This is a genomic window from Streptomyces sp. NPDC044921 (assembly GCF_056432865.1).
In genome coordinates, this window is sequence record NZ_JBWKIF010000020.1 from 12,159 (window position 1) to 33,456 (window position 21,298).

Consider the following 21,298-nt stretch of genomic DNA (forward strand, 5'->3'; position numbering starts at 1 on the left):
GCTACTCCCGTCCGAGGGGTCTGAGTTCGTACTTGGGATTGAACAGCACCCGGCGGCCCCGGCTCATCGAGATCCGGCCCGATGCGATCAGCTTGCGGCCCGGCTCTATGCCCACGATGGAGCGCCGGCCGAGCCACACCACGTCCAGCGCGGCCGAGCCGTCGAACAGCTCCGCCTCCAGGGTCGGCACTCCGGCGCGCGGCCGCAGGGTGACCGTGCGCAAGGTACCAGTAACCGTGACTATCTGGCGGTCCTGGCAGTCTCCGATCCGGGTGCAGCCGGCCGTCTCGGCGTCCTCCCGCAGTTCCTCGGACTCCAGGTCCTCCTGCGACGAGGAGAGCCGGTCGAGCATGCGCCGGAACCGGCCCACCGGCTTTTCGGAACGAGGAACAGCACTCATATCTGAAGCGTACCGGGGCGTGCCGACATCCCCGTAGCCCTGTGGCAGGGCCCCCGGCCGGGCGGGCGCCGGTCACTTCTCGAAGCGGTACCCCATCCCCGGCTCCGTGATGAAGTGCTTCGGGTGGGAGGGGTCCGCCTCCAGCTTGCGCCGCAGCTGCGCCATGTACACCCGCAGATAGTTGGTCTCCGTCCCGTACGACGGCCCCCACACCTCCTGCAGCAGCTGCTTCTGGCCGACCAGGCGGCCGCTGTTGCGCACCAGGACCTCCAGCAGGTGCCACTCGGTGGGCGTCAGCCGGACGTCCTTGCCGGCGCGCTGGACCTTCTTCGCGGCCAGGTCGACGGTGAACTCCCCGGTCTCCACGATCACGTCGCCCTCTCCGCCGCCGGCCGGCTCGGCCCGGCGCACGGCGGCCCGCAGCCGCGCCAGCAGCTCGTCCATGCCGAACGGCTTGGTGACGTAGTCGTCGGCGCCCGCGTCCAGCGCCTCCACCTTCTCGTCGGAGGAGTGCCGCGCGGACAGCACCAGGATCGGCACCCGCGTCCAGCCCCGCAGGCCCCGGATCACCTCGACGCCGTCCATGTCGGGCAGCCCGAGGTCGAGGACGACCACGTCGGGGTGGCGGGCGGCGGCGAGCTGGAGGGCCGTGGCACCGTCGTGGGCCGCGTCGACCTCGTAGGTGCGTGCCTTGAGGTTGATCACGAGGGCGCGCACGATCTGCGGCTCGTCGTCGACCACCAGGACGCGGGTCATGAGGCCTGCCTTTCCGGTTCTGCCGGCGGTTCTGCCGGCGGGAGCAGGGGCTGCGGGCGTGTTCCCGCCGCGCGGAGGGTGAGGACCATGGTCAGTCCCCCGCCGGGGGTGTCCTCGGCGTTCAGGGTGCCGCCCATCGCCTCGGCGAAGCCGCGGGCCACCGCGAGCCCCAGGCCCACACCGGCTCCGCGCGGGGCGTCGCCGTAGCGCTGGAAGGGTTCGAAGATACGTTCCTTGGCCGGGTCCGGGACGCCCGGCCCCCGGTCCACCACCCGCACCTCCACCCGGTCGGCGAGCGCGCTGGCGGAGACCAGCACGGGCACCCCGGGCGGACCGTACTTGACGGCGTTCTCGACGAGGTTGGCCATCGCCCGCTCCAGCAGCCCGGGGTCCACCCCGACCATGGGCAGGCTCTCCGGCACGTCCAGGTCGACGCTGCCCTCGGGCACGCCGCCCAGCGCCATCGGCGCCACCTCGTCGAGGTCGATCTCGCGGATGAGCGGGGTGACGGTGCCGGTCTGCAGGCGGGACATGTCGAGCAGGTTCCCGACGAGGTGGTCGAGCCGGTCGGCGCCCTCCTCGATGCCCTCCAGCAGCTCGGCCCGGTCCTCCTCGGACCACTCGACGTCCTCGGACCGCAGCGAGGACACCGCCGCCTTGATCCCGGCCAGCGGCGTGCGCAGGTCGTGGCTGACGGCGGCCAGCAGCGCCGTACGGATGCGGTTGCCCTCGGCGAGCCCCCGGGCCCGGTCGGCCTCCTCGCGGAGCCGGCGCCGGTCCAGGACGACGGCGGCCTGGGCCGCGAAGGCGGCCAGCACCCGGCGGTCCTCGGCGGGCAGGACGCGGCCGGCCAGGGCGAGGGCCATGTGGTCCCCGACCGGCATGTCCACGTCCGCCTGCTCGGGCCGCTCGACGGGTCGCCCCTGGCCGACGCGGCCCGCGCAGGTCCACGGCTCGACGTCGCTCGCCCGTTCCAGCAGGGCCGCGGACTCCATGCCGAAGGTCTCCCGGACCCGTTCCAGCAGTTCCTCCAGGCCGGTCTCGCCGCGCAGCACGTTCCCCGCGAGGAACGAAAGGATCTCCGACTCGGCCCGCAGCCGGGCCGCCTGGTGGGTGCGGCGGGCGGCGAGGTCGACCACGGACGCCACCGCCGCGCCCACGGCCACGAAGACCACGATGGCGACGATGTTCTTCGGGTCGGCGATGGTCCACCGGTGCAGGGGCGGTGTGTAGAAGTAGTTCAGCAGCAGCGACCCGACGGCCGCCGAGGCCAGGGCCGGCAGCAGCCCGCCGAGCAGGGCAGCCGCCACCGTCAGCGCCAGGAACAGCAGCATGTCGTTGGCCAGGCCGAGGTCGACGGTGCTCAGCAGCGCCGTGAGGACCGGCGGCCCGGCCACCCCGGTGATCCAGCCCCACACCCGCCGGGACCGCCCGAGGCGCGCGCCCCGGGCCACCGGCAGACCGCGGCCCTTGGCGACCTCCTCGTGGGTGACGATGTGCACGTCGAGGTCGGGTCCGGACTCCCGCGCGACGGTGGCGCCGACGCCGGGTCCGAAGACGTACTGCCAGCTCTTGCGGCGGGAGGAGCCCAGGACGATCTGGGTGGCGTTCACGCCGCGGGCGAAGGAGAGCAGCGCGGCCGGTATGTCGTCGCCGACCACGTGGTGGAAGGTGCCGCCGAGGTCCTCGGCCAGGGTCCGCTGCAAAGCCAGTTCCTTGGGCGAGGCGGAGGTGAGCCCGTCACTGCGCCCTATGTAGACGGCGAGCACCTCGCCGCCGGCACCCTTCTCGGCCAGCCGGGCGGCGCGGCGGATGAGCGTGCGGCCCTCGGGACCGCCGGTCAGGCCGACCACGATCCGCTCGCGCGAGCCCCAGATCCGCGACACCCGGTGCTCGCTGCGGTACCGGGTGAGGTGGGCGTCGACCCGGTCGGCCACCCACAGCAGGGCCAGCTCCCGCAGGGCGGTGAGGTTGCCGGGGCGGAAGTAGTTCGACAGGGCCGCGTCGACCTTGTCGGGCTGGTAGATGTTGCCGTGCGCCATCCGCCGCCGCAGCGCCTCGGGCGACATGTCGACCAGCTCGACCTGGTCGGCCCGCCGCACGACCTCGTCCGGCACGGTCTCCCGCTGCCGTACGCCGGTGATGGACTCGACGACGTCGCCGAGGGATTCCAGGTGCTGGATGTTGACGGTCGAGACGACGTCGATGCCGGCCGCGAGCAGTTCCTCCACGTCCTGCCAGCGCTTGGCGTTGCGGGAGCCGGGGACGTTGGTGTGGGCGAGTTCGTCCACCAGGGCGACCCGGGGGCGGCGGGCCAGCACGGCGTCGAGGTCCATCTCCGGGAAGACGCCGCCGCGGTACTCGAGCCCCCGGCGCGGCACCTGTTCCAGACCGCGCAGCATCACCTCGGTGCGCGGGCGGTCGTGGTGCTCGACGAAGGCGACCACGCAGTCCGTGCCCCGCTCGACGCGGCGGTGCGCCTCGGACAGCATCGCGTACGTCTTGCCGACGCCCGGTGCCGCACCGAGGTAGATCCGTAGCTTGCCGCGTGCCATGGCCCCATTGTCTTCCGGTTGTCTTCCGGTCCGCTGCCTGCGCAGCGTCGACCCTACGGCGCGCCGGGGCGGCGTGCCGGTGCCGGGCGGGTCCGCGGAACCGTCTTTGACGGAACCCTGACGCGCCCGGCCGGGCGGGGGCTTCAGGCGGGGTTGTCGCCGTGGGTGAGGGTCTCCCAGGCGACGAAGAGGTTGTTGCTGCCGGCGGGGCGGCCGCGCAGGGTCAGCGTCGCGGTGTTGGTCATGGCGTGCCCGAGGCGGTTGGCGAGGGCGTTGTGGCCGACCTCGGTGACCGGGCCGAGTCCGGGCTTGAGGGAGCCCCCGCACAGCCAGCTCGGGACGGCGCCGCCGAGTTCGTACCTGGCGTGGAAGCCGAGGCCGTGCCGCAGCCGCTCCCCGACGTCCGTACCGTAGAGGTCCTGGCCCTGGATCCGGCTGGTCTCGGCGACGTGCGAGATGGCCGAGAGGCCGTAACCGGTGTGCGTGAAGTCGCGGCAGGTCTCCTGGCTGAGCCCGTTGACGAAGGTCGACTGCCCCTGCCAGTACCTGACGATCTTGTCGCGGGTGTCGAGGTTCTGGCTGGGGACGGTCTTCGGCAGCGCGCCGTCGGACTCCAGGTAGACGTAGGCGGCCGTCCGGGTGCGGAACTTCGCCATGGCCTTGTCGTAGGAGGCCTTGTCGTCCAGGAAGACGGAGATGCCGACGGCGGCCTCCATCATCGACAGTTCCCAGTTGCCGTTGGAGTTGGAGCCGTTGATGATCTCGGGCAGGTAGACGGTGCGGAGCATGGTGGCGAAACGCCCGGAGTGGGCCCAGGTTCCGGTGTAGGTGTACTTGACGATCTCGGCGGCCCGGGGCCAGGTGGAGCCGGCCCAGCCGGTCTGCAGGGGCGCGTTGCTGTTGGTGTGGTCGCGGAGCACGGCGGACCAGGCGTCCATCAGCTCGATGGCCTTGCGCGCGTGCCGTTCGTCGCGCGTGATGTACCAGGCCAGGGCGTGGGTGTACGCGGCGATCGCGTCCTCGCGTTCGTCGGTGCAGCCGTGGTTGGGGTTGGAGTACGAGCCGCACTCGACGACCGCTCGGGGCTTGGGCGTGCGGTTCAGGTCGGCGTACCTGCTCGCCGTCATCTGGTCGAAGGCGCCCTTCCAGGGCTGGGCGCCGGCGGTGACCCGGGACCGGGCGAGGTCCAGCTGGCCTTGGGAGACGGTGACGCCGGGGTGGACGAAGGCCGCGGGGGCGGCCGGGGCGGCGCCAGCGGGACGGGCGAGGACTCCGGCGACGAGGGCGGCCGCGGCCGCGAACAGAGCGGTTCTGCGCATGCGTGGGGGGCCTTCCGTTCTCGTATGTGAACGTGAAGCGCCTTTATGAACGGGCGCGTTGACCGGAGACGGTAGGTACAGACCAATACGGCGTCAAGGTTCCGCACATGAGAAAGGGCCGCGCCCCCGGTGGGGTGCGGCCCTGGTGTGCCTCTGCGGATCAGCGGACCTCGGTGATCTCCGGTCCGCGCTGGAGCTGGCCCATTCCGCCCGCGAAACGGGAGCCCTCCTCCTGCTGCACGCCCTCGGGGACCATCTGGGCGTCGTTCGGCAGCTTCAGGACGATCGGGTCGCGGGGCGCCATCGGGCCGTCGCCGCGGACCACGACCGTGTCCCGGAAGATCTGCTCCAGCAGCCCGGCGGCCTGCGGCTGCACCGCGCCCTGGCCGGAGATGACCCCGCGCAGGAACCAGCGGGGACCGTCCACGCCGACGAACCGCACCACCTGGAAACCGCCCGTGCCGTCCGGCAGCTGGACGGGGACCTGGGCACGCAGCTCCCAGCCCAGCGGTCCCTCGACCTCGTCGACGATGCCGCCCTGCTGGGTGATGCCGGTGCCGATCTCCTCGCGCACCTCGCCCCAGATGCCCTCGCGCTTGGGCGCGGCGAAGGCCTGCAGCTGGATGGCGCTGTCGCGCAGCACGACCGTCGCCGCGACGATCGCGTCACCGGCGACCTCGACCCTGAGCTCCATGCCGTCGACACCCGGCACGAACAGGCCACCCAGGTCGACCCGGCCCTCGGCGGGGTCGCGTACCTCGGAGCTGTCCCAGGGACCGTCGGGGCGCGGCGCCGGTTCGAGCCGCAGGCGCCCGCCCTCTTCGTCCGCCTCGGTGTCGACACCGTCGACGACCTGCTCGGCCTCGCCGGCCGCGTCCTCGGCGGCATCCCTCTTCTTGCGACGTCCGAACACGTCACTGTCCTTCCCGGTCGGATACGACCGAAGCGTATCGATTCCCACCCGTCCGACCGCCCAGGGCGGCCTGACCGCTTGTGCCGCTCGTCCCGTCCACCGCGGCGTGCCCTCCGGTGGACCCGAAGCCCCCCTCGGCCCGCACGGAATCGGGAAGCTCCGCCACCTCCTGGAAGCGGACCCTCTCGACCTGCTGGACGACCAGTTGGGCGATCCGGTCGAAGCGCTCGAACCGCACGGCCTCGCGCGGGTCGAGATTCACCACGATCACCTTGATCTCCCCACGGTACCCGGCATCAACCGTCCCCGGGGCATTCACCAGGGCGACGCCGCAGCGCGCGGCCAGGCCGGATCGCGGGTGCACGAAGGCCGCGTACCCCTCCGGCAGCGCCACAGACACCCCCGTGGGCAGCACGGCCCGCTCCCCGGGCGCCAGTTCACACGCCTCGGTGGTGCGCAGATCGGCCCCCGCGTCACCGGGGTGCGCGTACGACGGGAGCGGTACGTCCGGGTCGACGCGCCGGATCAGCACGTCCACGGGCCGGCGGCTCACGGGTTCACCTCGAAGGCACGGGCCCGCCGGACCTGGTCCGGGTCGTCCATGGCCGCCCGGATCTCCTCCTGGCGGCCGTGGGCGACGAAGTGCTCGACGGCCACCTCGATGAAGAGCGCGTCGGCGCGCACGGCGACGGGCCCTTCGGGGCCGCCGACCCGGCCGGTCGCGGTCGAGTAGATCTTCCGCCCGGCCACGGCCGTCACCTCCGCCTCCAGGTGCAGCGTGGTGCCGACGGGCACGGGCCGCACGAAGTCGGTCTCCAGCCGCCCGGTCACGGCGATCGTGCGCAGCAGCCAGTTCAGCGCGCCGAGGGTCTCGTCGAGAGCGCTGGCGAGCACACCGCCGTGCGCGAGGCCGGGTGCGCCCTGGTGGGCGGGCCGCACGGTGAACTCGGCGGTGAGGCAGACGCCCTCGCCGGCCCGGGCCTCGAGGTGCAGCCCGTGCGGCTGGTCCCCGCCGCAGCCGAAACACTGGCCGTAGTGCGCGCCGAGGAGCTCGCCGGGCGCCGGGGCGTCCGGATGCCGCACCGGTCGCACGGCGTCCGCCGGGGGCTGAAGAGCTGCGGAAGTACCACTCACAGGCGCAGACCTTACCCGCGCGTCGGCCCGCCGCGGACACCGTGCCAAGCTTGGCCCCATGCAGCTCTCCGCCGCCCCCTACGAAGAACGCCTCACCGCCCCGCGGACCTGGTGGCTGATCTCGTTCCTCGTGGGCGTCTCCATGGCCCTGGTCCTGCTCCCGTTCGGCACGCTGCCGATGCTCGGCGGACTGGCCGGGGGCACCGCGGTCGCGGCCGTCGCCGCGAGTTCGTACGGCTCGGTCCGCATCCGCGTCGTGGGGGACGCGCTGATCGCCGGGGAGGCGCGGATCCCGGTGGCGGCGCTGGGCGAGGCGGAGGTGCTGGACGCGCAGGAGGCCCGCGCCTGGCGCACCCACAAGGCCGACCCGCGCGCCTTCATGCTGCTGCGCGCCTACATCCCCACGGCCCTGCGCGTGGAGGTCACGGACCCGCAGGACCCGACGCCCTACCTGTACCTGTCGACGCGCGAGCCGGAGCGGCTGGCGCAGGCGCTGCGCGCCGCGAAGCCGCAGTAGCACAGCCGCTCGGGGCCTCACCCGGGAGGCGGGCCTCCCCCGAAGGACGGACGGCGGGTCTCAGCGCCCGCCGTCGCGCTTGCCGTCTCCCCTGCCCTCGTCCGCGCGGTCGTGGCGGCCCAGCGGATCGTCGGTGATCCCGGTCATCTCCAGGGCGTCCGCCGGCTGTTCCAGGGCGGGCAGGGCGTCCAGGGCGTCCCAGGGCACCTGGATCTTGCGCAGGTCGGCGCGGATCCGCCCGGCGAGCTTTCTCGTCTCGCTGCGGTTCATGGCCGCGCCCACGACGGCACCCACCAGGAACGGCATCAGGTTGGGCATGTTGCGGACCATCCGCTTCATGATCCGCTGACGCAGCTCGCGCTTCATACGGCTGTTCAGCGCGGTGCTGAAGGTCGAGGGCTTGGTCGCGTCGATGCCGCGCTCCCCCGACCACGAGTCGAGGTACGCGGTGCTGCGCTGCTTGAGGTTGCCGGGCGGTCGTACGCCGTAGACCTCGTGCAGTTCGGCGATCAGCTTCAGCTCGATCGCGGCGACGCCGGTGACCTCGGCGGCCAGTTCCGTCGGCATGGCCGGCGGCACGGGCAGCATGGCCGCCGCGCCGACGCCGGCTCCGACCGTCGCCGTCGCCTTCGCCGCTCCCGCGACGAGCCGGTCCGCGAGCTCCTCGGGCCCCAGGCCCGGGAACTGCCTGCGCAGCGTCGCCAGGTCCCGTACGGGGACCCGCGGGGCCAGTTCGATGATGCGGTCGGCGAGATACGCGAGCCCCGCCCGGGCCCTCTCGCCGCCCTTGCGGGCGCCCCGTCTGGCCCGCTCCCGGATCGCCCCCGCCCGCCGCGGGGCGACGGGTGCGGGGACGTCCACGGACGCCGGGAGGTCACCCCGGTCCGCCGCCGGTTCGAGCGAGGCCGCCCCCGTACCGGTGGAGCCTCGCTCGTCGTCACGCGCGCCGTACTGCGGGCCGTCGTCGATCGGCCCTTCGTCCGCCCTCCGCCGGGAGAAGCGGCGCTTCCAGGGAGGGGTCGAGCCAGTCACGGCCGACCCGCCCTCAGTCGCAGTCGCGGCAGATCGGCTGGCCGTTCTTCTCCCGGGCCAGCTGGCTGCGGTGGTGCACCAGGAAGCAGCTCATGCACGTGAACTCGTCCTGCTGCTTCGGCAGCACCCGGACGGCCAGCTCCTCGTTCGAGAGGTCCGCCCCGGGCAGCTCGAGACCTTCGGCGGCCTCGAACTCGTCGACGTCCACGGCGGAGGCCGACTTGTCGTTCCTCCGGGCCTTCAGCTCTTCGAGACTGTCCGAGTCGACGTCGTCGTCGGTCTTGCGTGGAGTGTCGTAATCGGTTGCCATGTCGCTCTCCCCCTCTGGGTGTCTGCGGTGTCTCCAGCGCACGTAACGCGTGAGAGGCCGGACTTGTGCCCGACCTTGAGGCGGAGATTTTGCCTCACATCAAGGTCTGTTACTCAATCGACACCCAACCGGACTCCTCACGAGTGATCGGCTTGGATGGCGATGGGGACCGTACACGGTCCTAATGCCGCACTTCAAAGGCGTCTCACCGTGTACTTCCCGTGATCAAGACCCTCGAAAACCGGGATTTTCCCGGCTTTCCGACAGGGTGCATGATCACGGAGAGTAGATGTCCGGAAAGGCGCTCCTGTGATCGATCACACACGGACCCGGTGCGGCGAACCTCGCGAAATTCCGCGCAAAGCGAACATCCCCGTCTGTCGCCGAGTTGATCGGCGCCATGATCTCAGACGGGCAGCGTGACCCGCATCACGAGCCCCCCTCCTTCGCGGGGCTGGGCGTAGATGTGCCCGCCGTGCGCCCGGGCCACGGACCGGACGATGGACAGGCCCAGCCCGACGCCCTTGTCGCTGCCCGTGCGCTCGGTGCGCAGCCGCCGGAACGGCTCGAAGAGGTTGTCGATCTCGTACGCCGGCACCACCGGGCCCGTGTTGGACACGACCAGGACCGCCTGGCCGTGCTGGACGTCGGTGGTGACCTCGACCCAGCCTCCCTCGGGCACGTTGTAGCGCACGGCGTTCTGCAGCAGGTTGAGCGCGATCCGCTCCAGCAGCACGCCGTTGCCCTGGACGACCGCGGGCTTCTGCTCGCCGCGGATGGTCACGCCCTTGCTCTCGGCCTCGCCGTGCACCTGGTCGATGGCCTGTCCGGCGACCTCGGCCAGGTCCACCGGGCCCCGCTCGACGACCTGGTTGTCACTGCGGGCGAGCAGCAGCAGGCCCTCCACCAGCTGCTCGCTGCGCTCGTTGGTGGCCAGCAGGGTCTTGCCGAGCTGCTGGAGCTCCACGGGGGCGCCCGGGTCGGACAGGTGCACCTCCAGGAGGGTGCGGTTGATCGCCAGGGGCGTTCTCAGCTCGTGCGAGGCGTTGCCCACGAAGCGCTGCTGGGCGGTGAAGGCGCGCTGGAGCCGCTCCAGCATGTCGTCGAAGGTGTCCGCCAGCTCCTTCAGCTCGTCGTCCGGGCCGTCCAGCTCGATCCGGCGGGAGAGGTCCGAGCCCGCCACCGCGCGGGCGGTGCGGGTGATCCGGCCCAGCGGCGACAGGACCCGCCCGGCCATGGCGTAGCCGAAGGCGAAGGCGATGACCGCCAGGCCCAGCAGCGCCAGCAGCGAGCGGCTGAGCAGGTTGTCCAAGGCGTTCTGGCGCTGCTCGTTGACGCAGTGGTTCATGGCGTTGTTGAACTCGCTGGGCGAGGCCTGGTCGGGCAGGTTGCAGATGTCGCTGGTGACCTTGCCCTCGACGATCTTGAACGGCAGGTCGCTGCCCACGTTCAGCGCCTGCGCCGCGAGCAGGTAGATGATCGACAGCAGCAGGATGCCGGCGATCAGGAACATGCCGCCGTACAGCAGCGTGAGCCGTATGCGGATGGTCGGGCGCAGCCAGGGGAAGGGCGGAACGGGCCTTCTGGGGTCCCAGGTGGGCTTCGGGGGCGCCTGCGGAGGCGCGGGGGTCGCTGTCACGGGGATCAGATCCGGTAGCCCGAGCCGGGGACGGTGACGATGACGGGCGGCTCGCCGAGCTTGCGGCGCAGGGTCATGACCGTGACGCGGACGACGTTGGTGAACGGGTCGGTGTTCTCGTCCCAAGCCTTCTCCAGCAGCTGCTCCGCCGAGACGACGGCGCCCTCGCTGCGCATCAGCACCTCCAGGACGGCGAACTCCTTCGGCGCGAGCTGGACCTCCTTGCCGTCGCGGAACACCTCGCGGCGGTTGGGGTCGAGCTTGATGCCGGCGCGCTCCAGCACGGGCGGCAGGGGCACGCTGGTGCGCCGGCCCAGGGCGCGCACCCGGGCGATGAGCTCGCTGAAGGCGAACGGCTTGGGCAGGTAGTCGTCGGCGCCGATCTCCAGGCCCTCCACACGGTCGCTGACGTCGCCGGAGGCCGTGAGCATCAGCACGCGCGTGGGCATGCCGAGTTCGACGATCTTGCGGCAGACGTCGTCGCCGTGCACGAGCGGGAGGTCGCGGTCGAGGACGACCACGTCGTAGTCGTTGACGCCGATGCGTTCCAGGGCGGCCGCACCGTCGTAGACGACGTCGACCGCCATGGCCTCCCGGCGCAGTCCGGTGGCCACCGCATCGGCGAGCAGTTGCTCGTCCTCGACGACGAGTACGCGCACGTCCCTTGTCCTTCCTGGTGTCCACCCGCGCGGCGCTCTTCGGGCGCACGCGGGCAGGGGTCTTCGACGGTGTCGGTGTGTTGCCCTCCATCCTGCCCTTTTCGGTCATAAGTCGGGGGTAAGGCGGCTGCGGGGACGCGGGGCCCGGAGGGAATAGGAGATTTTCTCCGGCGGTTAGGTTTCCACGGAAGGGAGCTTGGGGAGGACGGCTTTACATCCCACGATCACCCTCTGCAGGTGTGGACCACCATGCGGTGCTGCACCATCCGCTTTTCCGCAGGGCGGGCGTGGGTGTCCGGCACCGCCGCCGCCCGGCCGAGCGGCGCTGGGCATCCGCAGGAGACGTGATCGTCCCTTCCGAACGGCACACCCCCGTGCCATCGACCCACGACCCAGGACGAGGGGGCGCAGCATGGACGCATTCACCGCAGGACTTCTGCAGCGCATAAGGGCGACCGAGTCCGATCTGTCCCGGGCTCGCGACGAGGGCGACGAGTTCCTCGTCGACGTGGAGCAGGGTGAGCTCGACGACCTGCGCCGTCTCGCCGCCGAGCACGGTGTGGAGGTCGGCGCGACGAGCGTCTGAATCAAGGCCTGAGCGACGGGCCCCGGCGAATCCAGCGCCGGGGCCCGTCGCGTCGTCCGCGCCGGTGTTCACGCGGTGTCCGGCGGGCCGCCGTCCGTCGTTCGCCGGAGGGCGGTGCCATCCCGGCCCTCCACCGCCCGGGGGTGGCCCGCCCTCAGTCGTGCCAGGCGCCGAAGTCCTCCAGCAGGCGCTGGAGCGGCTCGAAGACGCCCGGTGTCCCGGCGACCGTCAGCTCGCCCGAGGGGCGCTCTCCGGGGCGTCCACCGGTCAGCGCGCCCGCCTCCCGGGCGATCAGGTCGCCCGCCGCGAGGTCCCAGGCGTGCAGGCCGCGCTCGTAGTACCCGTCGAGGCGTCCCGCGGCCAGGTCGCACAGGTCGACCGCGGCCGAGCCGCCGCGGCGGATGTCGCGCAGCAGCGGGATCAGCCGCCGCGCGACGTCCGCCTGGTGGGCGCGGACCTCGGCGACGTAGTTGAAGCCCGTGGAGACCAGGGCCTGGTCCAGGGGCGGCGCGGGGCGGCAGGCCAGCCGGCGCTCGCCGTCCCAGGCTCCGGTGGCCCAGGCGCCGCGGCCGCGCACCGCGTGGAAGGTCTCGCCGCGCATCGGTGCCGCGACGACTCCGACGACGGTCTCGCCGTCCTGCTCGGCGGCGACCGAGACGGACCAGGTGGGCAGCCCGTAGAGGTAGTTGACCGTGCCGTCGAGCGGGTCGATCACCCAGCGGACACCGCTCGTGCCCTCGGTGGAGGCGCCCTCCTCACCGAGGATCCCGTCGTCCGGGCGGCGCTCTGCGATCAGGCCGGTGATCAGCTTCTCCGCGGCGATGTCCATCTCCGTGACGACGTCGATGGGGCTGGACTTGGTCGCGGCCACCGCCAGGTCGGCCGGGCGGCCGTCCCGCAGCAGCGCGCCGGCCCGGCGGGCGGCCTCCTGGGCGAGGTCGAGCAGGTCCGAGTGCAGGGGGTCGGTCACGGGGCTCCTCACGCGTAGGGGCTGTCGGCGCCCGCGGCGGCGGGCCGGGGGGCGCGGGCCGGGCAGCAGCCGACCGGGCAGAGGTCGTGGCTCGGGCCCAGGGAACCCAGGGCGCACGGCCTGACCTCCTGCCCGCGCTCGGCGGCGGCGCGCTCCAGGACGAGCTCGCGGACCGCGGCGGCGAACCTGGGGTCGTCCCCGACGGTGGCCGAGCGCCGCATCGGCAGCCCCAGCTCCTCCGCCTTGGCCCTGGCCTCCGTGTCGAGGTCGTACAGGACCTCCATGTGGTCGGAGACGAAGCCGATGGGGGCGATCACCACGGCCGGGACGCCGGCCGCGTGGCGCTCCTCGAGGTGGTCGCAGATGTCGGGCTCCAGCCACGGGATGTGCGGCGCGCCGGAGCGCGACTGGTAGACGAGCTGCCAGGGGTGGTCGACGCCGGTGCGCTCGCGGACCGCCCCGGCGATCAGCTCGGCCACGTCCAGGTGCTGCCGCACGTACGCGCCGCCGTCGCCGTGGTCCTCCACGGGCCCGGAGGTGTCGGCGGCGGACGTCGGGATGGAGTGCGTCGAGAAGGCCAGGTGCGCCCCGTCGCGGACGTCCTCGGGCAGCTCCTCCAGGGAGCGGATCACGCCGTCGACCATGGGCTCCACGAAGCCCGGGTGGTTGAAGTAGTGCCGCAGCTTGTCGATCCTCGGCAGCTCCAGGCCCTCGCCCTCCAGGGCGGCGAGCGCGTCGGCGAGGTTCTCGCGGTACTGGCGGCAGCCCGAGTACGAGGCGTAGGCGCTGGTGGCCAGGACGAGGACGCGGCGGCGTCCGTCGCGGACCATCTCGCGCAGGGTGTCCGTGAGGTACGGCGCCCAGTTGCGGTTGCCCCAGTAGACGGGCAGGTCCAGGCCGTGCTCGGCGAAGTCCTTGCGCAGGGCGTCCAGCAGGGCGCGGTTCTGGTCGTTGATGGGGCTGACCCCGCCGAACAGGAAGTAGTGCTGCCCGACCTCCTTGAGGCGCTCCTTGGGGATGCCGCGTCCGCGCGTCACGTTCTCCAGGAACGGGACCACGTCGTCCGGGCCTTCCGGGCCGCCGAAGGAGAGCAGGAGGAGGGCGTCGTAGGGGGTGGCATCGCGCGCGTCTGGCATGACTCCGATCCTGCCACCCTGCGCTGACAGCCGGGAAACGGCGGGTGGCACCCGCGCGGCGCCGGGTTCGGGAGCCGTTGCGGGAGCGGTCGAACGGGTGCACTACGGACGTCCGGAGTCGTAAGCTGTGTCGACTGCGTTCGCAGCTTACTGAGCCGTTCGGAGACCCCGTTGCCCAGCCCTTACCGCGCTCTGTTCGCCGCCCCCGGCACCAAGGGCTTCTCCGCCGCGGGCTTCCTCGGCCGGATGCCGCTGTCGATGATGGGCATCGGCGTGGTCACGATGGTCTCCCAGCTCACCGGGCGGTACGGCCTGGCCGGTGCCCTGTCGGCGACGATCGCGCTCGCCGCGGCGGTGGCGGGGCCGCAGGTCTCCCGGCTGGTGGACCAGTACGGGCAGCGGCGGGTGCTGCGTCCGGCGACGCTGGTCTCCCTCGCGGCGGCGGCCCTGCTGCTCCTCGCCGCGCACTACCGGTGGCCGGACTGGGTGCTGTACGTGGCCTGCGTCGGCATCGGCTGCGTGCCGAGCGTCGGCGCGATGATCCGGGCCCGCTGGGCGACCCTGTACCGGGGCACGCCGCAGCTGCACACCGCGTACTCCTTCGAGTCCGTGGTGGACGAGGTGTGCTTCATCTTCGGGCCGATCATCTCCATCGGCCTGTCCACGGCCTGGTTCCCCGAGGCCGGTCCGCTGCTCGCCGCGTGTTTCCTCGCGGTGGGCGTCTTCTGGCTGACCGCGCAGCGCGCCACCGAGCCGGAGCCGCATCCGCGCGAGCGCAAGGGCGGGGGCAGCGCGTTGCGCGCACCGGGGCTGCAGGTCCTGGTGGCCACGTTCGTCGCCACCGGGGCGATCTTCGGCGCCGTCGACGTGGTGACCGTGGCCTTCGCGGACGAGCAGGGGCACAAGGCGGCGGCGAGCGTCGTCCTCGCGGTGTACGCGGCGGGTTCCTGTGTCGCGGGCATGGTCTACGGGCTGATGCACTTCGCCGGGGCACCGGAACGTCGGTGGTTGCTGGGCGTGTGCGCCATGGCCGTGAGTATGATCCCACTCCTACTGGTCGGAAACTTGCCGTTCCTGGCCGTGGCGCTGTTCGTTGCGGGTCTGTCCATCGCGCCGACGATGATCACGACGATGTCCCTCATCGAAGAGCACGTACCACGCGCGCAGCTCACCGAGGGCATGACCTGGGTGAGCACCGGGCTTGCGGTGGGGGTCGCACTCGGCTCCTCCGCGGCCGGCTGGGTGATCGACGCCGCCGGGGCGCGCGCCGGGTACGGGGTACCGGCGGTGTCCGGGGCCGTCGCGGTCGCGGTGGGTTTCCTCGGTTATCGCCGGCTCAAGCGGCCGGCTCCGGGTCGGGGAGGCTCCGTTGGGCAGCACAGCGAACGGAAAGAACGGCACGTGGCGTAACTGGGGCGGCAACGTCTCCGTGCGCCCCGCGCGGGAGGTCACCCCGGCCTCCGTCGACGAGCTGGCCGCCGTCGTGCGGCGGGCCGCCGAGGACGGCCTGACGGTGAAGGCCGTCGGCTCGGGGCACTCCTTCACGTCCATAGCGGCGACGGACGGTGTGTTGATCCGCCCTCAACTGTTGACCGGCATCCGCAGGATCGACCGGGAGAACATGACGGTCACGGTGGAGGCCGGCACCCCGCTCAAGAGACTCAATGTGGCCCTGGCCCGCGAGGGCCTGTCGCTGACGAACATGGGCGACATCATGGAGCAGACCGTCTCCGGCGCCACCGGCACGGGCACGCACGGCACGGGCCGCGACTCCGGTTCGATCGCCGCTCAGATCAAGGGCCTTGAGCTGGTCACGGCGGACGGCTCGGTCCTCACCTGCTCCGAGAAGGAGAACCCGGAGGTCTTCGCGGCCGCCCGCATCGGCCTGGGCGCCCTGGGCGTCGTCACCGCGATCACGTTCGCCGTCGAGCCGCTCTTCCTGCTCACGGCCCGCGAGGAACCGATGCCGTTCGACCGGGTCCTCGCGGACTTCGAGGAACTCTGGGCCGAGAACGAGCACTTCGAGTTCTACTGGTTCCCGCACACCGGCAGCACCAACATTAAGCGCAACAACCGCAGCGCGGGTCCCGAGCAGCCCGTACCGCAGCTCAAGGGCTGGATCGAGGACGAGTTCCTCTCCAACGGGGTCTTCCAGGTGGCCAACTGGGTGGGCCGGGCGGTGCCCGCGACGATCCCCGCGATCGCCCAGATCTCCAGCAAGGCCCTCTCCGCGCGGACGTACACCGACATCCCTTACAAGGTCTTCACGTCTCCGCGCAGGGTGCGCTTCGTGGAGATGGAGTACGCCGTTCCGCGCGCGGCCGTGGTGGAGGTGCTGCGCGAGCTGAAGACCATGGTGGACCGCTCGGGGCTCAGGGTCAGCTTCCCGGTCGAGGTGCGCACCGCCCCGGCCGACGACATCACGCTCTCCACCGCCTCCGGGCGCGACAGTGCCTACATCGCCGTGCACATGTTCCGGGGCACGCCCTACCACCGGTACTTCACCGCGGCCGAGCGCGTCTTCACCGCCCATGAGGGCCGTCCGCACTGGGGCAAGATCCACACCCGGGACGCGGAGTACTTCTCCCGGGTGTACCCGCGCTTCGGCGAGTTCACGGCGCTGCGGGACCGTCTGGACCCTGACCGCCTGTTCCGCAACGACTACTTGCGGAGGGTTCTGGGGGCGTAGGCGACGCGCTGGGGATGGTGCGCCCCGCGTCCTCGCTCCCGGTGGCGCTCGGGGTCGGGGCCGGTGCGGAAGCCGTGCCGTCCGGGTCGCCGGGGGCGGGAGAGACGCCCCCGCCCGGCGCGGGGCCGGTGGAAGGAACGCCGGTGCACCGCCGTCACCTTCCGAACCCCCGTCGGAACCCTCGGGCGTCGCCGGGTCGCCGGAGGTGCCCGGTTCCTCCGCTCTTCCGGGGGTGGGCGAGGAGCCGCCGCCGGAGAAGGCGTCACCGACGGTGGTGCTGCCCCCGCCGCCGAGGGTGTGGCCGGACGCCGGCTCGTAGGCGGTGATTCCGGCCATCGCGACGCCGAAGAGGACGGCCGCCGCGAGCACCGGCCGCTTCCAGCCCCCCGGCCCCGGCGCGGTGGACGGTGCCCCGGGTGAACTCGCCGGGCGGCGGGGACGGTTGCGCCGCCACGCCCGCCGGCCCAGGGGACAGGACCGCCGCGCCGCGCCCCCGCTCGCCGGTGCGCTTGAACAGGTGCTGGAAGGGCGGACTTCGCCCATCTCGCCGTTCTGGCGATTACGTGAACTTCCCCACGTTCAAGATCGGGGAACGGGGGCAAGAGGCGTCCAAGCCTCCCTCTTGCGAGAAGTTGGGCGGCGTGCCAATCCACGCACGTGGCCCAAATGGAGTACTGTTGCGAGCCCTGGGTCCGGTCTCCCGTCAGGGTGCCCGGGACCATGAAGGACCGCCGGGAGGGGGCTAGTTGCACAGGGTGATGAAGTTCGTCACTTAGCGTTGCGAATAGGTAACCGTGCCATAACGGCGATCCAGGGCCCGCGCCCGACACGCCGGGCAACTCGGCAAGGTTGTGGCAGGCTGCACCCGGGCAGGCCACACTCGACTAGCGGAAGCAGCGACGCACGTGACGTCGGCAGGCACCACCCGGGAGGTCCCCATGCCCGAACTGCGTGTCGTGGCCGTCTCGAATGACGGCACACGGCTGGTGCTGAAGGCTGCGGACAGCACGGAGTACACGCTTCCGATCGACGAACGGCTCCGCGCCGCCGTGCGCGGCGACCGTCCCCGCCTCGGCCAGATCGAGATCGAGGTGGAGAGCCACCTCCGCCCCCGCGACATCCAGGCGCGTATACGGGCCGGTGCGACCGCGGAAGAGGTCGCGCAGATGGCCGGCATCCCCGTCGACCGGGTCCGCCGCTTCGAGGGCCCCGTGCTCGCCGAGCGGGCGTTCATGGCCGAGCGGGCCCGCAAGACCCCCGTCCGCCGCCCCGGCGAGAACTCCGGTCCGCCGCTGGGCGAGGCCGTGCAGGAGCGGCTGCTGCTGCGCGGGGCCGACAAGGACACCGTCCAGTGGGACTCGTGGCGTCGCGACGACGGCACGTGGGAGGTCCTGCTGGTCTACCGCGTCGCGGGCGAGCCGCACTCGGCGAGCTGGACGTACGACCCGCCCCGGCGGCTCGTCCAGGCCGTGGACGACGAGGCCCGCTCGCTGATCGGCGAGTCCGACGACCTGGCCGCGCCCGAGCCCAGCTTCCCGTTCGTGCCGCGGATCGCGCGGCTGCCGCGCGACAGACCGCTGGACCGTCCCGGCGACCGCGAGCGGCCGAGCCTGCCCGCGCAGGCCTCCGAGCCCGACGAGGAGGCCCTGGCCATCACGGCCTCGACCGAGCGGGACTCGCTGACCAGCCTGCTGGAGGCGGTGCCGAGCTTCCGCGGCGACCTCGTGGTCCCGGAGCGGCCCGCGCCGGAGCCCGACGAGGAGCCCGTCGCCGAACCCGAGGAGGAGGAGCCCCCGGCTCCCGCCGCCTCGGCCGGTTCCGCGTACGCCGACGTCCTCATGCCGCGCTCCGTCGGCAGCCACCGCGACCGGCTCATCGGCGCCACCGACCGCCAGGCGGAGGCCGACGGGGTCCGCCCGGGCCGCAGGGCGGCGGTGCCGAGCTGGGACGAGATCGTGTTCGGGACCCGGCGCAAGAAGCAGGAGTAGCCGAGCCGGCCGTCCTCAAGGTCCGCGTACGGGTGAGGGCCGCGCCGTGCCGGGCGCGGCCCTCACACGTGAAGGTCACCGGGGCCGCGACGGGCGGACGGTCACTGCGGGTCGGCCCCCACGGCGACCGGACGGTCCGGGTCCGAGGACCACTCCGACCAGGAGCCCACGTACAGCTCGGCCGGGATGCCCGCGACCGCGAGGGCCAGCACCTGGTGCGCGGCCGACACGCCCGAACCGCAGTACACGCCGACCCGCGACCCCTCCGACACACCGAGGCCCTTGAAGCGTTCCCGGAGTTCCCCGGCCGGCAGGAAACGGCCGTCCGCGCCCACGTTCTCCGTCGTGGGCGCCGACACCGCGCCCGGAATGTGCCCGGCCACCGGATCGATCGGCTCCACCTCGCCCCGGTACCGCTCCCCCGCCCGCGCGTCCAGCAGCACCCCGGACCGTGCCAGCGCCGCCGCGGCGTCCGCGTCGAGCAGCCCCACCGCACCCGGCTCGGGCGTGAAGTCGCCCTCCACCGGAGCCGGCACGGTCGTCTCCAGCGGCCCCTCCCAGGCCGGCAACCCGCCGTCGAGGACCCGCACGTCCGGATGACCCGTCCAGCGCAGCAGCCACCACGCCCGGGCCGCCGCCCAGCCCTGGCCGCCGTCGTAGACGACCACCGGCGTCCGGGCCGACACGCCCGCCCGGCGCATCGCCGCGCCGAAGCGCGCGAGGTCGGGCAGCGGATGCCGGCCCCCCGGGCCGGGGGCCGAGGCCAACTCCCGGTCCAGGTCGACGTAGACGGCCCCGGGCAGGTGCCCCGCCTCGTACGCGGCCCGGCCGTCGAACGGTGGTTCGCCGGACGCCTTGGCCGCGGTGAGCTGCCAGCGGACGTCGAGCAGGACCGGCGGGGTCGGGCCCGCCAGATGGTTCGCGAGGCCGGATGCGGAGATGATGGCGTTCATGGCCCCCATCCTCGCGCACCGGGTGGCCGAGCCGTCACCGTCCGGCTACTCTGCTCCGCCGAACCGGGTCGATCACGTGGCGTGCGGGAACAGGCACATGCTGTACAGCTGAACGACACCTGCCGACAAGCGCGCCGCAAGGGACAGCGCCCCACACATCGGGCATTCTCCCGGACAAGGGTCGTCCCGCGGGACGAGCCCCACGAGGGCTGCGGAGACCACGGCCACCACGAGGCCGAGAAGAGAGTGACGATGAGCGACGCACCGGCGTCCGCCGGCCCGAACGGCGGGACACCCGCGCACCACACGCCCGGCACGCCCTGCTGGGTGAGCCTGATGGTGCACGGCCTGACCGCGACCGAGGATTTCTACGGGGCGCTGTTCGGCTGGGAGTTCCGGCCCGGCCCCCAGCAGCTCGGCCCGTACGTGCGCGCGCTGCTCGACGGGCGCGAGGTGGCCGGCATCGGGCAGCTGCCACCGGAGCGGCACCTGCCCGTCGCGTGGACGCCCTACTTCGCCTCACGCAACGCCGACCTGACGGCCGAGACGGTGCGCAGCTGCGGCGGCACGATCGGCGTGGGCCCGCTGGACGCCGCCGACGCCGGGCGGCTGGCGATCGGCTCCGACCCCTCCGGGGCGGTCTTCGGCGTCTGGCAGCCGGCCGCGCACCTCGGCACGGCCGTCTCGGACGTGCCCGGCACCCCCGCCTGGAACGAGCTGCTGACCTTCGAGTCGGCGACCGTCGCCAAGTTCTACCGGACGGTCTTCGGTTACGAGGAGGAGCCGGTGGTCTCCGCCGACTTCGACTACGTGACCCTGCACCTCGGCGGCCGGCCCGTCGCCGGTGTCCACGGCCTCGGGCAGTCGCTGCCCCGGGACCGGGGCGCGCACTGGGTGACGTACTTCCTGGTGGACGACGTCCGGGACGCCGCGGACCATCTCGTCCACCTGGGCGGAACCGTCCTGCGGCCGGTGCGGGACACCCCGCAGGGGCGCGTGGCGGCGGTGGCGGACCCGCAGGGCGCCCGCTTCGCGCTGCTGCAGCGGCCGGACTGAGGGGCGGCGGGACCCGCGCCCGGTACGGGTGGGTCAGGCCGACGTGACGGGCAGCACGTCCGGGGAGAGGGCGGCCGCGCGGGCCGTCGCGGCCGTCATCCGGCGGCGGTGGTGGCGGCGGCACAGCACCTCGTAGCCGACCTCGTCGGCGGAGTGGGTGACGTCGCCGACGACCACCTGGGCGCCCTCGACGACCATGACGCCGCCTATCGTGCGGGCGTTGTGCGTGGCGCGTGCGCCGCACCAGCACAGGGCCTCGACCTGGAGCACCTCGACCCGGTCGGCCAGTTCCACCAGCCGCTGGGAGCCGGGGAACAGCTTGGAGCGGAAGTCGGTGGTGATGCCGAAGGCGTAGACGTCGAGTCCCAGGTCGTCGACGACGCGGGCGAGTTGGTCGATCTGTTCCGGGGCGAGGAACTGCGCCTCGTCGGCGATCACGTAGTCCGCGCGGCCGCCCTGCGAGAGGTGGTCGACGAGGTAGGCGTAGAGATCCTGCCCGTCCTCGACCTCCACGGCGTCCGTGACCAGGCCGAGGCGGGAGGACAGCTTGCCGTGGCCGGCGCGGTCGTCGCGGGAGAAGATCATGCCCTGCAGGCCGCGCGCCGAGCGGTTGTGCTCGATCTGGAGAGCCAGCGTCGACTTCCCGCAGTCCATCGTTCCGGAGAAGAACACCAGCTCGGGCATGG

The 21,298-nt window shown here is 72.7% G+C and carries 21 protein-coding genes; 6 read left to right on the top strand and 15 right to left on the bottom strand.

Features of this window, described 5'->3' with window-relative positions; genetic code table 11:
* Nucleotide 1: 1 nt before the first annotated feature.
* The 7 genes from AC07DA_RS27355 to AC07DA_RS27385 form a co-directional block, all read right to left on the bottom strand.
* The gene (locus AC07DA_RS27355) at nucleotides 2–400 is read right to left on the bottom strand and encodes an OB-fold nucleic acid binding domain-containing protein (RefSeq protein ID WP_479130857.1); all 399 of its coding nucleotides are present in this window, start codon (nucleotides 398–400) and stop codon (nucleotides 2–4) included.
* A 72-nt stretch (nucleotides 401–472) separates the two neighbouring features.
* Nucleotides 473–1,156: a response regulator gene (locus AC07DA_RS27360; protein WP_479130858.1), complete on the bottom strand. Its 684-nt coding sequence runs from the start codon at nucleotides 1,154–1,156 to the stop codon at nucleotides 473–475.
* Complete coding sequence (locus AC07DA_RS27365) at nucleotides 1,153–3,711, bottom strand: sensor histidine kinase (RefSeq protein WP_479130859.1); 2,559 nt, start codon at nucleotides 3,709–3,711, stop codon at nucleotides 1,153–1,155. The genes AC07DA_RS27360 and AC07DA_RS27365 overlap by 4 nt, the downstream gene beginning before the upstream one ends.
* Nucleotides 3,712–3,854: 143 nt before the next feature.
* Nucleotides 3,855–5,030 (bottom strand): alginate lyase family protein, encoded by a 1,176-nt coding sequence (locus AC07DA_RS27370; RefSeq protein WP_479130860.1) that lies wholly within the window; start codon nucleotides 5,028–5,030, stop codon nucleotides 3,855–3,857.
* 160 nt (nucleotides 5,031–5,190) lie between these two features.
* A complete protein-coding gene (locus AC07DA_RS27375; protein WP_479130861.1) occupies nucleotides 5,191–5,943 on the bottom strand; it encodes a DUF3710 domain-containing protein in 753 nt (250 codons plus the stop codon).
* Between the two features lies 1 nt (nucleotide 5,944).
* A complete protein-coding gene (gene dut / locus AC07DA_RS27380; RefSeq protein WP_479130862.1) occupies nucleotides 5,945–6,496 on the bottom strand; it encodes a dUTP diphosphatase in 552 nt (183 codons plus the stop codon).
* On the bottom strand, nucleotides 6,493–7,077 hold the full coding sequence (locus AC07DA_RS27385) for a PaaI family thioesterase (RefSeq protein WP_479130863.1): 585 nt from the start codon (nucleotides 7,075–7,077) through the stop codon (nucleotides 6,493–6,495). The genes dut and AC07DA_RS27385 overlap by 4 nt, the downstream gene beginning before the upstream one ends.
* Nucleotides 7,078–7,135: 58 nt before the next feature.
* Here AC07DA_RS27385 and AC07DA_RS27390 point away from each other — a divergent pair, with 58 nt between their 5' ends.
* Nucleotides 7,136–7,594, top strand: a complete 459-nt coding sequence (locus AC07DA_RS27390; RefSeq protein ID WP_479130864.1) for a DUF3093 domain-containing protein — start codon at nucleotides 7,136–7,138, stop codon at nucleotides 7,592–7,594.
* A 60-nt stretch (nucleotides 7,595–7,654) separates the two neighbouring features.
* Here the strand turns inward: AC07DA_RS27390 and AC07DA_RS27395 are convergent, their stop codons facing one another.
* The 4 genes from AC07DA_RS27395 to AC07DA_RS27410 all read right to left on the bottom strand — a co-directional run bounded on the left by AC07DA_RS27395 (nucleotide 7,655) and on the right by AC07DA_RS27410 (nucleotide 11,234).
* Nucleotides 7,655–8,626, bottom strand: coding sequence for a hypothetical protein (locus AC07DA_RS27395; protein ID WP_479130865.1), 972 nt, complete (start codon nucleotides 8,624–8,626; stop codon nucleotides 7,655–7,657).
* Nucleotides 8,627–8,639: 13 nt separating this feature from the next.
* Complete coding sequence (locus AC07DA_RS27400; RefSeq protein ID WP_003993510.1) at nucleotides 8,640–8,936, bottom strand: DUF4193 domain-containing protein; 297 nt, start codon at nucleotides 8,934–8,936, stop codon at nucleotides 8,640–8,642.
* 406 nt (nucleotides 8,937–9,342) lie between these two features.
* Nucleotides 9,343–10,575: a sensor histidine kinase gene (locus tag AC07DA_RS27405; RefSeq protein WP_479130866.1), complete on the bottom strand. Its 1,233-nt coding sequence runs from the start codon at nucleotides 10,573–10,575 to the stop codon at nucleotides 9,343–9,345.
* A gap of 5 nt (nucleotides 10,576–10,580) precedes the next feature.
* Complete coding sequence (locus tag AC07DA_RS27410; protein ID WP_003993508.1) at nucleotides 10,581–11,234, bottom strand: response regulator transcription factor; 654 nt, start codon at nucleotides 11,232–11,234, stop codon at nucleotides 10,581–10,583.
* A 412-nt stretch (nucleotides 11,235–11,646) separates the two neighbouring features.
* Here AC07DA_RS27410 and AC07DA_RS27415 point away from each other — a divergent pair, with 412 nt between their 5' ends.
* Nucleotides 11,647–11,820 (top strand): hypothetical protein, encoded by a 174-nt coding sequence (locus tag AC07DA_RS27415; RefSeq protein ID WP_181361613.1) that lies wholly within the window; start codon nucleotides 11,647–11,649, stop codon nucleotides 11,818–11,820.
* 154 nt (nucleotides 11,821–11,974) lie between these two features.
* On the opposite strand, the gene AC07DA_RS27420 is transcribed toward AC07DA_RS27415, so the two are convergent.
* Both AC07DA_RS27420 and AC07DA_RS27425 read right to left on the bottom strand, forming a co-directional pair.
* Nucleotides 11,975–12,790: an inositol monophosphatase family protein gene (locus tag AC07DA_RS27420; protein ID WP_479130867.1), complete on the bottom strand. Its 816-nt coding sequence runs from the start codon at nucleotides 12,788–12,790 to the stop codon at nucleotides 11,975–11,977.
* Between the two features lie 8 nt (nucleotides 12,791–12,798).
* The gene (locus tag AC07DA_RS27425) at nucleotides 12,799–13,926 is read right to left on the bottom strand and encodes a ferrochelatase (protein WP_479130868.1); all 1,128 of its coding nucleotides are present in this window, start codon (nucleotides 13,924–13,926) and stop codon (nucleotides 12,799–12,801) included.
* Nucleotides 13,927–14,097: 171 nt separating this feature from the next.
* On the opposite strand from AC07DA_RS27425, the gene AC07DA_RS27430 reads away from it, so the two are divergent.
* From AC07DA_RS27430 to sepH, 3 genes are all read left to right on the top strand, one after another.
* A complete protein-coding gene (locus tag AC07DA_RS27430) occupies nucleotides 14,098–15,336 on the top strand; it encodes an MFS transporter (RefSeq protein WP_479130869.1) in 1,239 nt (412 codons plus the stop codon).
* Entirely contained in the window at nucleotides 15,296–16,615 is a 1,320-nt protein-coding gene (locus AC07DA_RS27435) for a D-arabinono-1,4-lactone oxidase (RefSeq protein ID WP_479130870.1), read from the top strand. The genes AC07DA_RS27430 and AC07DA_RS27435 overlap by 41 nt, the downstream gene beginning before the upstream one ends.
* Nucleotides 16,616–17,553: 938 nt before the next feature.
* A complete protein-coding gene (gene sepH, locus AC07DA_RS27440; RefSeq protein WP_479130871.1) occupies nucleotides 17,554–18,603 on the top strand; it encodes a septation protein SepH in 1,050 nt (349 codons plus the stop codon).
* Nucleotides 18,604–18,704: 101 nt separating this feature from the next.
* On the opposite strand, the gene AC07DA_RS27445 is transcribed toward sepH, so the two are convergent.
* On the bottom strand, nucleotides 18,705–19,556 hold the full coding sequence (locus tag AC07DA_RS27445; RefSeq protein ID WP_479130872.1) for a sulfurtransferase: 852 nt from the start codon (nucleotides 19,554–19,556) through the stop codon (nucleotides 18,705–18,707).
* A gap of 252 nt (nucleotides 19,557–19,808) precedes the next feature.
* Between AC07DA_RS27445 and AC07DA_RS27450 the strand changes: the two genes are divergently transcribed.
* Nucleotides 19,809–20,612 carry a VOC family protein gene (locus AC07DA_RS27450; RefSeq protein ID WP_479130873.1) on the top strand — a complete coding sequence of 268 codons (804 nt, stop codon included), beginning with the start codon at nucleotides 19,809–19,811 and terminating at the stop codon, nucleotides 20,610–20,612.
* Between the two features lie 33 nt (nucleotides 20,613–20,645).
* Here AC07DA_RS27450 and AC07DA_RS27455 read toward each other — a convergent pair whose 3' ends face one another.
* A complete protein-coding gene (locus tag AC07DA_RS27455; RefSeq protein WP_479130874.1) occupies nucleotides 20,646–21,296 on the bottom strand; it encodes a thymidine kinase in 651 nt (216 codons plus the stop codon).
* Between the last annotated feature and the right edge of the window lie 2 nt (nucleotides 21,297–21,298).